Genomic DNA, 12,724 nt, shown 5'->3' with positions numbered 1-12,724 from the left:
AACTTGAAGATAAGCTAAAGTTCAAGCGCAGTTTTATGGGTTTGAACTTTGGTCTTTTTTTGTTCCTAGGAAAATAGAAACTTAAATACTTTATAAAAATGAAGGTTAAGAAAGTTCTAAAATACATTTTAAAAATTTCAATAACAATATTGATCTTACTTATAGTTTTCAATAACAAGCAGCTTAAATCACAAGTTTATGGCGGCTTAAAATATCGAGATTTTGAGATGAGTCCTGGGAATATTTCGGTACCTCATCAAAGAACTCTAGATTGGAAAAATAAATCCGCTTTTGCTGATAGTTTATACCACGTAATCGCAAACCTGCCAATTACTGAGGATATGCTGCTAAAAAAGGGTAATACTACTAGGATTCTTTTAGCTAGGTTGATGTTAAGGCAGAATGTTGAAGAAGTTAATGAAATATTGCAAAAGATGACTGTCTGGGGGAATTGTGGTTCATCATGGCCATTGAACCCCAAGGGAGATTATGATTTTTCATTAACCATTCTTACCACTATTCTTTGGAAATTTGGAGACCAACCTAACATTATTTATCCTGAGACCAAAAAATATTTATTGGATATACTCTTGTCTGAAGACGGAAACAAATTCCGCTATACTGCCCCCAAAACTTTGGGGCTAGTCATTGAAACTGAAAATCATATGCTGATGACCGAAGGATCCAGGTATCTGAAAAACAGATGGGTTAGGTTGCATGGAAATTCTAATGGCTACTATGATAATGTTCAAAATGGCATGGAAGAAAAGCTTGTTTCTTTGATGGGAGAAATGAAAACCAATGGTTTACTAGAGTTCAATTCAATCCCGTATCTAGGATACACAATTACCGCGCTTCTTAACCTTGAAGCTTTTGCTTCGGAAAAAGTAAGCAAAATGGCTAGAGACGTGCTAGATTATATAAACTGGAGTTATGCTTTGAGTAGTTACAATTTGAAACATTTTCCACCCATGTGTAGAAGATATGAAAAAGCAAGTATAAAAGAACTTACCACTGATTATCATTCTGCATTTATAAAATCTTGGTTAAGCTATTCAGATATTCAGAATTATGATAGTAACGTTGGTGTTGCGGTAATACATGCATTTATGGGAGCATGTATGCCATATAGACCAGCGGATCAGTTTGTTGAAATGCTTTTCAACAAAAGGGAAGGATATTTTGTTCTACAGGGACATGGCCCAAAAGCCTCCCCAGAAATTAGTAGCGCAGGGAAAAACTTTTTAATTAGTTCTGGAGGTGTAAACAGAGGCTGGAAGTCGCAAATTGTTACAAGACCTATTTGCCTTTTTCTCAATGATCAAACAGACCACCTTTCAGAAGTATTTCATCTCTCGGGGCCAGGTAATGATTTTATGAAATGGAACAATACAGGAGTATATAAAAACTTTGCTTGTACTGCTGGACCTGTATCAATTCCTAGAGATATGCAAGCAGTAATTAAAGAAGGAAACTGGTCTTGTTATTTAGGAAGTGAAGATGTTGTCATAGTGGTTTATTCTACAGATAACCTCGGATTAATGGTAATATTTGAAGAGGTTGATCCAACTTTAGTTTTTGCTGAGGTTTTAAAAGAAAATTCTAATTTTGAGATACTAAGAAGTCAATTTAAATTTCCTAACGGTCCTGTATTAAGGTACGATGTAAAAGCCGAAAAAAATCAATGGGTAATGGTATCTGAAGATGGTCAAAATCTAGATAGGGATTTTGATTCATGGCCTTTAATTGATGGTGATTTATAGGTGAATAAATAATGGGTTTTCTAGGAGATTAAAATGGGTAATAGAAAAATGTAACAATGATTAATTACAAAAAACAATCAATAGTAGTATTATTAGTTTTAATGAGCATGTCTGTATTTGGTCAGCTAAAAAACAAACCAGAACTCAACGAGAAATTTATGGATATGGGTTTTGGTATATTTATTCACTGGAGTATGGATTCTCAGTTGGGAAGTGTTATTAGTCACTCCATGGTTGGTGCTTCTGAAGATTATGTCCAACGATACAAAAATGAGTTACCGAAGACCTTTTTTCCGAATAAATTTGACCCTGATGAATGGGCAAGACTTTTCAAGTTAACTGGTGCAGAATATGTTGTTTTTACAACAAAACACCACAATGGATTTTGCATGTGGGATACCAAGACTACTGATTTTAATATTATGAACACACCTTATGGCAAAGATATTACTGGAATGTTGGTGAAATCTTTACGTAAATTTGGATTAAAAGTGGGGTTTTATTTTTCACCTGAAGATTTTAATTTTATTCATAAGCAAGGGCATCTTATTTCTCGTAAAGGGGAAATGACTCAAATTACGGCTAACAAAGAGCTTTTTGAATATGATAAAATTCAAGTAAAGGAGTTAATTGATAATTATGGTCCAATAGATGTGATGTTTTTTGATGCTTTTCATACCAAGCCTTTAGTAGAATATGTACACGAAATTGCTCCAGATGTCGTGGTTACCCGTGGGGAGATGAGTACGCCCGAGCAAAAAATTCCAGGGGGAGCGCAACCGGGTCCTTGGGAAACTTGCATGACCATGGGTACACAATGGGCATACAAGCCAACTAATGAAGATTATAAAAGTGGGCAAGAACTAATAAATAAACTCATTGAAATTAGGGCAAAGGGTGGTAATTTTTTGATGAATGTGGGGCCAAAGCCAAACGGGGAAATACCGATTGAACAAGAAGAACGTTTGCGTGAAATTGCCCTTTGGATGTTTGTAAATAATGAGAGTGTTAAAAATGTAAGAACTGTTCCTGGTTTAATTAAAGATGGGAAAATATGGTTCACTAAAGCAAAAGATAAAAACACTGCTTATGCTTTTATTACAAATGAACCAGAGTGGTTTAAGGGAAAAAGGAGGCTTTTTTATATTCATAATTTAAAAACTACAAAGGAAACTGAAATTTCTATTTTAGGACAGAATGATTTAGTTGTGGAGTATTCACCTAATAATTTACCTGAATCTCGTTTTAAACAGCAAGAACATAACGTTGAAATTTCTATAACTAGAGCTCAACGAGTTTATAACAACAAGATATGGCATAATGCTATAGTGGTAAAATTAACCAATGTAGAGTTTGTAGATGACAATGATTAACCATTTAATTGATATATCCTTTTATTAAAAAGTAAGAAGTAATGATTTCAAATCTAAAATTAGCATTAACACTTTTATTAGCTATAAGTTTTTCAAGCTTTGCACAATTAAGAAACAAGCCTGCTGTTGTTGAAGAATTTATGGATATGGGCTTTGGCATATTCATACATTGGAGCATGGATTCGCAGTTAGGTACAGTAATTAGTCATTCTATGGTTGGAGCATCAGAAGATTATGTGCAACGTTATATGAAAGAGCTTCCAAAGACATTTTACCCAGATAAATTTGACCCGGATGAATGGGCAAGATTATTTAAAATTACTGGTGCGGAGTATGTGGTTTTTACAACCAAACACCATAATGGATTTTGCATGTGGGATACCAAAACTACAGATTTCAATATCATGAATACACCTTATGGAAAAGATATCACTGGTATGTTGGTAGAATCTTTACGTAAATATGGTATAAAAGTTGGTTTTTATTTTTCTCCTGAAGACTTTAGTTTTATTTATAAACAAGGGCATCTTATTTCTAGAAAAGGTGAAATGAGTGGCGTAGACAAAAACCCTGAATTATTGGCTTATGATAAAAAACAAATTGCCGAGTTAATTAATAATTATAGCCCTGATATTATGTTTTTTGATTCGTTTAAAAAAGCAGATATCGTGCAGTTTGTACATAAGAAAGACCCCGCTATTATGGTGACTAGGGGTGAAATAAGCACTCCAGAACAGAAAATTCCAAACACTGCTATTCCAGGACCGTGGGAAACCTGCATGACTATGGGAACACAATGGGCATACAAGCCTACCAATGAAACTTACAAAAGTGGTAAAGAACTTATAAATAAGCTTATTGAAATTAGAGCCAAAGGCGGTAATTTTTTAATGAATATTGGCCCAAAATCAGATGGTGAAATACCTATTGAACAAGAAGAACGATTGCGCGAAATAGCCCTATGGATGTTTGTAAATAACGAAGGTGTTAAGAATGTACGTACCGTTCCAGGATTAATAAAGGATGGCGATATTTGGTTTACAAAGGCAAAAAACGAAAATACAGCTTATGTGTTTATAACCAACCAGCAACATTGGTTTAAAGGTTTTAGAAGAAACTTTTTATTAAAGAATATTAAAGCGACTAAAGATACCGAAGTATCTGTATTGGGCAAAATGATAAAGTTGTAGAATATTGGCCAGAAAATGACCCGAAAACCACTTTTATTCAACACAAAGACAGATTGGAGATATCTGTAAGTAAAGCACATAGGCTTTATAATAATAAAATATGGCCAAATGCAATTGTAGTTAAAATTACCAATGTGGAGTTTACTGAGGACTGAAAGGAGCTAGTAAATAAAAACATATATTTAAATACATGATTCAATGTTAATTTTATTTAATGTAATTTTTTTGTTTTGTCCATTCATATAGGAATAAAATCAATATAAAAATGATATTTTTATTTTTCGAATGGCTTTGCTTGAGTTAAATTTAATTAAAGCGTATAAGTAATGCTTAACTCTTAAAAAATGTTTCTGTGATCCATCGCTATTTAGTTTTTTCTTTGTTTTTAATCTTTTGTTGCTCTAATGCGCAGAACATAAAGTTTGAGCATTATAATGATAATGATGGACTATCACATAACTCTATAAGGCATATTGTTCAAGATAATCATGGTTTTATGTGGTTAGGAACATTTTCTGGGTTAAACCGTTTTGATGGCTTTCAGTTTAAATCATTTTTGAGTAAAGATCAAGATATTACTTCACTTCACAACGATGATATAACTGATCTTAAATTAGATAGTAAAACGAATAGTTTGTGGATAGGTACAAGGAAGGGATTGTCTCATTTACAACTTGAAACGCAAATTTTTACAACTTATTTGCCTGATAAGTCTAATCCGAATAGTTTACCCGATGAAGAAATTAGATCTGTCTATGTTGATAAATTTAATAGAGTATGGGTAGGTACCCGAGATACGGGTTTGTTTTTGTTTGAACCAGATAAGGAGAGTTTTACCAAGGTTGCTTTGGAGGGGTTTGAATATGTTAAAGAAATTTTTGAAGATTCTAAGGGTAATATTTGGATAGGTACTTATGGTACAGCTGGTGTTGCAAGAATACGACTTGGAAGTACAGGTGTTATTTCAGAAATAGAATATTTTTCCATAGCTGATGAGCAATTGAAAATTAATAATCCTTATCTAAATTTTATTTATGAAGATGAAAAGCAAGATGTATTTATTGGAACTAGAGAAGGGCTTTTTAAATTTGATATAACTACTAATAGTTTTGTTTGTTTAAACATTAAAGATAATGAAGTTAAAGAAAAACTGGGGCCATATTTTTTATCTGTAGCACAAGCACCCAATGGAAATTATTGGGTTGGAACTTTAGGAGGGTTGTTGGTTTGTGAAAAACTTGAAGATATAAGTAAAGGAGAGTTTCAATGGTATTATTCTGTTTTATCTGAAAACACATCTTTAGTTGATAATTTAATTTCAGCCTTATATTTTGATCTTTCTGGAGTACTTTGGATAGGAACTGAAAATGGTTTAGATAAATATGACCCATTTAAGAATCAGTTTGAAATAAATAAAGATATATCTAAATATATTGATGATCAAGCTCCTAGAATTAGGGGGTTTTCTAAAACAAATTTAGATGAGGTTGTTGTAGCTACACGGCATAATGGTCTTTTTATTTCTAAAGGTCAAAGTTTTGTTCCACTATTCAATAATGATTATGATATAGCCAGTATTTATTCATTTGATGGGGTTACTTTTTATTGTGGGCTTTGGAATGGAAAAGTTCTGGTTTATAATTATTTATTAAATACTTCAAGAATAGTAGATGTTGGATTTAGTGAAGTTCCAATACTAGACTTTGTGAAGTATAAAAATAATTTAATAGCATGTTCTTTTGGTGAAGGAGCAAGGTTTTTAGATTTGCAAAGCTTGAAACCATTGTATCATGTGTTACCAAATTATGATATAAATAAAGTTGTTTGCGCAATTGATGATAATATATGGTTTGCCACACAAGATGGAGTGGTTAGATATGATTTCTTAAAAAAGGAAGTAGTTGTATTTAATGAAAATGTAGCTTCTAATAATGGGCTTCCTCATGATAATGTTAGTGATATAATAGTTGATTCAAAGGCTAGGGTATGGGCTGCTACAAGAAAAGGTTTAGCAGTTTTTAATGCAGAGCTAAATGTGTTTAAAAGTATTGGGGTTCCAAAGGAGTTAGAAGAGAAATGGATTACTGATATTGTTGAAGATGCTAATGGTTATTTCTGGTTGAATATAAATAATAATACCATTTCAAAGTATGATAATGAAAATAATGTAGCCAATATTTATAATGTTAATAGCGGAAATAGGCTAGATGTATTTAGTTCGAGGGGTTTTTATAGTTTTAATAATTCAGAAATTTATTTAGGAGGAAAAAACGGAATTATACATTTTTCCTCTGTAGATTTTAAAGAAAATAAGTGGTCTCCAGAACCAATAATCACAGAGTTAAAAGTTAATAATAACCTTGTTTTGCCTGGTTTAAAGTTAAATGGACAAATACTATTAGCTGCGGATATAAATTATTCACGAACGCTAGAATTAAGTCATGCCAATAGAAATTTTTCAATTCAATTTTCAAGTGCTTCATTTACAAATCAACGGTTAAATAAGTTTGAATATATGTTAGAAGGTTTTGATGATGATTGGATAGAGGCTGGAAGTAGTTCCAGAACGGTACAATACACCAATTTATCAGCCAATGATTATGTGTTTAAAGTACGCTCAAGTAATAGTGATAATAATTGGAGTAAAATATCATCATATAATATTAAAATATTACCATCTTTTTGGTTTAGCTATAAAGGGTTGAGTTTAATTTTGCTGCTCTTAGGTTTGATTGGGTATTTTGGAAGAAAGCAAGTAAAGTTTCGTATTAAGCTAAAGCAAGAATTATTAACGGCAAAAGTTCAAAGAGAGCGTGACGAAAAGCTAAACAATGAAAAATTAAGGTTTTTTACTAATATTTCTCATGAATTAAGAACGCCTTTGTCCTTAATTCTAGGGCCTGTGAAGCAAATTTTAGAATATGAAAACAGTAATGATTATCATAAAAGTAGAGCAGGTTTAATTCAGCATAGTACCAATAGATTATTAAGGTTAGTGAATCAAATACTGGATTTTAGAAGAGCAGAAACAGGAGAAATAAAATTACAGGTTTCTAAGGTTGATATTTACCCCAATACTAAGGATATTTTTCACTCATTTATTGAATTAGCACAATCAAAAAATATAACATTTAATTTTAATGTTGAAGGAGAGTCTATAGTCTGTTGGTTAGATATGGATAAATACACTAAAATTTTATATAATCTACTTTCCAATGCTATTAAATTCACTAATAATAATGGTAATGTTGATTTGTTTATTGGGGTTAAGGGTAATGATTTAAAGACGCTAGTAATTGAAGTTAGTGATGATGGAATAGGTATACCTATTGAAAGCCAAGAAAAGATATTTTCAAGATTTTACCAAGCTACTAATAGTAAAAAAAGCACCACGGGTACGGGGATAGGTTTGTCACTAGTAAAGGCGCTTGTGGAAATTCATAAGGGGAAAATAGGGGTTAAAAGTTCAACAAGTACTGGTAGCATTTTTACCGTTGAATTACCCGTTTCAAAAAAAGTGTTTGACGAAAATGAAATATCAAGTTTTATTTCAAGTCCACAAGAAATAGAAATTTTTAAAACAACTCAATTAAATAAACCAATATTAACTTCCAGTATTTCTAAAAACAATACTGAAGTAAAATCGTCTATTTTGGTGGTAGATGATAATTCAGAGCTCAGAAGTTATTTAGTTGAATTCCTTTCTGATTATTATAAAGTGTATTCTGCAGAGAACGGTAAGGAAGGTTTAGAGATTTGCCGTAAAGTTAAACCTGTACTTTGTGTTGTAGATGTTATGATGCCAATTATGGATGGCTTTGAATTTGTTGAAGCATTAAAGAGTGATGAAAAAATTAGTCATACCGCTATTATATTATTAACCGCTCTAGCTGAAAATGAAAATAAAATAAAAGGTTATAAAATTGGTGTTGATGGCTATATGGTTAAACCTTTTGATCCTTCTTTGTTAAAATCAAGAATTGATAATATAATTAATATTCGTTTAGGTTTAAAACAGAAATTTTCGGAAGATGCTGAAAGTGATGTGATTAGTTTGGCTCATTCTCAAATAGATATTGATTTGATTTCTGATATAAAGGAGATTATAGATAAAAACCTAGGGAATCCTGATTTAACACCGGCTTTTTTGTGTTCACAATTAGCGCTAAGTTCTTCAAAATTATATCGAAAAATTACGGAACTTACAGATATGTCTCCTAATGAATTTATAAGAACCATTAGGTTAAAAAAATCTGCTTCATTATTAAAAACTAAAAATTACAATGTTTCTGAGGTTTCAATCGCCGTAGGTTTTAATGATCCGCTTTACTTTAGCAGAAGGTTTAAGCAGCAGTTTGGTTACGCTCCCAGCAAATTGATTAAGTAGTCTTTTTATTTAATTTTCTTAAATGAAATATCAGCCATTTTCTTAGAAATTATATAAGATTATAAGAGCTTATAAATATTTTAAAAGAAATTGTAAAATGTTAAAGTTTGTAAATCTTAGACTTAGCAGTTTTGATTTTTAACAAAATTACATATATTTGGTTGACCAAATTGGGTAACCAATTAAACGCACCTACTTTTTAAAACTAAACAAGATGAAAAAAATTACTCTTAGTTATAAGGTAATTACTGGGTTAATAGTATTACTTTCTTTTTCAAACGTATTTTCTCAAACCACTTATAACATTACAGATCCTTATGATATTGAAGATTTAACACTTATACCGGGTGATATTGTTATTTTGGCAGATGGTACATATAGTGATACAAATCGCTTAAAAGTTCTTGGTGATGGAACCTCAGAAAACCCTATTACTTTTAGGGCAGCCACGCCTGGTGGGGTGATTTTTGACCAAGGGATGCAAATGAGTATTGGAGGTGATTATTTTGTAATTGATGGTTTCTACTGGAATGGTGGTTACGGGTCTAGTAAAGTAATTGAATTCAGAAATAGCTCAGACTATGCCAATCATACCACCCTGCAAAATTGTGCAATGAATGATATAGGTGTTGATCCAGCCGACGTAGAAGTTGGTACAAGTGAAAAACATAATTGGATTCATATGTATGGTACTTATAATACTGTAATTAACTGTTCCTTTATGAATAAGGAAAGCTCGGGGAATATGATTCTTATAGATTTATATTATAATAATCAAGGTGATCCTTGCGCTACTGTAGGGCATACCATTAGTAATAACTATTTCTATAAATATGAGAAAATTGATGCTTCTTTAACTAATGCTGGGGATAGTGAAACCATACGTATTGGTACTAGTTCTGATCAAAATGTGAATGCTAGCTGTACCGTTAGTAATAATTATTTCGTTGAAGCCGATGGTGAAAATGAAATCATTACTAATAAAAGTAAGGGTAATACATATATTAATAATACATTTAGAAGATGTAGAGGGTCTTTAGTATTGCGCCATGGTTCTCATGCCACAGTAGATGGTAATTACTTTTTAGGTGAAGATGTAGATGGTACAGGAGGTATAAGAATTGTTGATAGTGAACATACTATTACTAATAACTATATTCAAGACTGTATCACTGTTGTAGATCAGGCTAAGTGGAATAATGGTATTACTTTTTTAGGAGGAAGTGCAAATCATGACGTAGCTTGTTCGTCTTCTAGTACTTCCAGTGATTATCAAAAGGTTGAAAACATTGCGGTGTCTAATAATACTATTATAAATACCAATGCGCCATTATATTATAATGAAGATAAAGGATCAACAGATCCAACAGGTACTGTATCAAATAACTTGATTTATTTTGCTGCTGCAGACCCAAATTTATCTGATGTAATTTCAGGCGATAGTGCTAGTGCATTTGATAATCTAGGAACAGCCTTAACTTACTCAGGAAATGTTTATACAGGAACTTCTTTAGGTGCTACAAGCACTGGTTTTTCAGAAGAGGCATTAATTACTGCAAGCGCTGATGGTGAAATTTTCACGTTTTCAGGGACGGGTTCAGCAGGTAAAGGTGCTGATATGGGAGCTTATGACCCAACTACTGATGTTATGGTTGGTTACGGTATTGGCGCGTGTTTTTTAAATAATGCTGGCGCTAAAATTACTGATGGCGACTGTACTATAGAAATACTTGAATCTTTAACGGTTGGTAGTTTATCAACATTAGGTCCTGAGGCAGGTAGTTATAATGTTTCTGTGGTGGCTAATGTTAGTTGGACGGCAGTTTCAAATGATGGTTGGATATCTATTGATACAAATGCATCATCTGGAGACGCTACTGTTTCTGTTACAGTAACTGAAAATGCAACAACTACAGAAAGAGTTGGTACGGTAACGTTTACTCAAGATCCTGGCGGTGATAATATTGTTAGAACCTTAACAGTTACTCAAGAAGGAGCTGATTTAACTGATATTTATGATTTAATTAATACAGGTCTAGCAGGAGACCCCGTTACGGTTAATAGTTTTTCGAGTTATGAAGTGGCCAAAAACAATGTTGCTGAAAATACTTTAGATAAAGATATGGGGTCTGTTTGGGCTGCTGAAGATGGGGCCGTTTTAGGAGGAGACTATAAAGGCGATGGTGAATATGTTATTTATGATTTGGGCTCTGAGTATGAGCTAGATTTAATACAATTTAATACTACAAATAAATCTGACCCATTTGGAATTCAAATTTGGGTGTCTACAACTGGAACCGATGCAGGTGATTTTTCAATGGTTCTACCAACAACTGGTGATTTATTGCTAACTGCAACGGGTACAACAGATTTTAATCAATATGAAATTACCGCCAACGCACGTTATGTAAAGTTAATGGGTTACGGAAGATTTAATGGGGCTGGAGATACTAGAACAAGTGCTTGGACTGCTATTGGTGAAATTGAGTTTTTTGGTACTCAAATTGGATTGTCAACTAATGAGATAGATTTAAGTTCGGTGTCTGTATTTCCTGTACCGGCTAAAAATATTCTTAATATAAAAACTAAGGGAGTTGGTATTAGCAAAACTGTTATTTTCAGTTTAGATGGCAGACTTGTGCTAAATAAAGTAGAAAGTACACCTAAAACTGAAATTTCGCTTGATGTGTCATCTCTATCAAACGGCACATACCTTATTAATTTTTTAAATGATAATGGTTTAAGTGCATCTAAAATGATTATAGTTTCACATTAATTGACTGAAACACAAATATTTTAACAAAATAATATTTGGAATAATTCCTAATAATAGTTATATTTGGAAAACCAAAGTGGTTAACCAGATTGGTTTGCCATTCACCTCAAATACCTGAACTGAATATACTTCCATTATGGAAAAATTAAACTAAAACTATAAAACATTATTTTCTATGAAAACAAAATTACTTTTTACAAAAAAACAATCCCTAACGCTTTTTGCTCTTTTAGCATTTTGTTTGTGTATTAATTATGGATGGAGTCAAACAAATCTTACTTTAAATAGTACTTGTGGAGGGCATACATTTGACGTAAATGATAATGCAGATTCTTTTGATTGTACGCCAAATTCTACCTTAGATGATTCAGCGGCTAGTCCTTACAGAGCTATTTGGTATAATTCTGATTTAGATGCATGGTTAGATACATTCTACAGTGATAATAGTGAGCAGCCGTCAGCTACAAGTGATGGTAATAAATTCGGTCCTAAGGCTGAAGCTGGTAGAGGTTTAAAGTTAAATGAAGCCAGTAGACGTATATATCAAAAGGTAGAAGGGCTAACTCCAGGTACAAGTTATACTTTCTTTGTTGATTCGCGTTCAGAACAGGATGGAGTAGATACATTCTCAGACGTATTTATGTTAAATACTGAAATTGTCGATGAGACTGGTCTTAACGCTAATGGTGCTGGAGATTCTAGTGTTGATGGGTACATGCAAATAACGAATGATTATAATGGTACTAAGTCTTCAGATACTGAAGATACTTTTACTACTAGTTCTTTGGAGTTTACAGCCACTAGTAATTTTGTAGTAATTTTGATTAGATCAACGTCATCTACTAGTAGTAGTTTGGAGGTGTTTTATGATAATATAGAGCTTTATGAAACATCATCACTATCGACATCAGATGTACTTGCCTCAAAATTTAAAGTATTCCCTAACCCTGTACAAGATGTTATTACAATACAGTCAAACAATATTAATGTGTCTGCTGTATCAATTTATAATGTTTTAGGTAAAGAAGTATTATCTCAAAAAGGTTTATCAAATAGTGATATAAATGTGTCTAACCTTAATTCAGGCATGTATTTATTAAAAATTAGCACCGATGAAGGTGTGTTAAATAAAAAGATTTTAGTTGAGTAATCAGCAGTTGTTTAGTTTGAAAAGAAAGTCTTTGTTATAAAGGCTTTCTTTTTTTTTATCTTTATGTTAAGTTTTTTTTGTTTTA

The 12,724-nt window shown here is 32.3% G+C and carries 6 protein-coding genes; all 6 read left to right on the top strand.

The annotated features are described in order from the left end of the window. Positions 1-149 precede the first annotated feature (149 nt). On the top strand, positions 150-1,763 hold the full coding sequence (locus N1F78_RS02815; protein ID WP_406684677.1) for a hypothetical protein: 1,614 nt from the start codon (positions 150-152) through the stop codon (positions 1,761-1,763). 56 nt (positions 1,764-1,819) lie between these two features. After that, positions 1,820-3,136: an alpha-L-fucosidase gene (locus N1F78_RS02810; RefSeq protein WP_406684676.1), complete on the top strand. Its 1,317-nt coding sequence runs from the start codon at positions 1,820-1,822 to the stop codon at positions 3,134-3,136. Between the two features lie 41 nt (positions 3,137-3,177). Next, the gene (locus N1F78_RS02805) at positions 3,178-4,326 is read left to right on the top strand and encodes an alpha-L-fucosidase (protein ID WP_406684675.1); all 1,149 of its coding nucleotides are present in this window, start codon (positions 3,178-3,180) and stop codon (positions 4,324-4,326) included. A 352-nt stretch (positions 4,327-4,678) separates the two neighbouring features. Further along, a complete protein-coding gene (locus N1F78_RS02800) occupies positions 4,679-8,713 on the top strand; it encodes a two-component regulator propeller domain-containing protein (RefSeq protein WP_406684674.1) in 4,035 nt (1,344 codons plus the stop codon). Positions 8,714-8,927: 214 nt separating this feature from the next. Then, entirely contained in the window at positions 8,928-11,489 is a 2,562-nt protein-coding gene (locus N1F78_RS02795) for a chondroitinase-B domain-containing protein (protein ID WP_406684673.1), read from the top strand. A 175-nt stretch (positions 11,490-11,664) separates the two neighbouring features. After that, positions 11,665-12,639, top strand: coding sequence for a T9SS type A sorting domain-containing protein (locus tag N1F78_RS02790; RefSeq protein WP_406684672.1), 975 nt, complete (start codon positions 11,665-11,667; stop codon positions 12,637-12,639). The last annotated feature ends 85 nt before the right edge of the window (positions 12,640-12,724 follow it).

Origin of the sequence: Seonamhaeicola sp. MEBiC01930, assembly GCF_045277075.1 — a bacterium.
GTDB lineage: Bacteria > Bacteroidota > Bacteroidia > Flavobacteriales > Flavobacteriaceae > Seonamhaeicola.
The sequence above is the reverse complement of the archived record's forward strand: the minus strand, read 5'-3'. Positions and strand labels throughout refer to the sequence as shown.

Coding starts and splice junctions, on each gene's coding strand:
- N1F78_RS02810 (WP_406684676.1), top strand. CDS start 1,820: ATGATTAATTACAAAAAACAATCAATAGTAGTATTATTAGTTTTAATG.
- N1F78_RS02805 (WP_406684675.1), top strand. CDS start 3,178: ATGATTTCAAATCTAAAATTAGCATTAACACTTTTATTAGCTATAAGT.
- N1F78_RS02795 (WP_406684673.1), top strand. CDS start 8,928: ATGAAAAAAATTACTCTTAGTTATAAGGTAATTACTGGGTTAATAGTA.
- N1F78_RS02790 (WP_406684672.1), top strand. CDS start 11,665: ATGAAAACAAAATTACTTTTTACAAAAAAACAATCCCTAACGCTTTTT.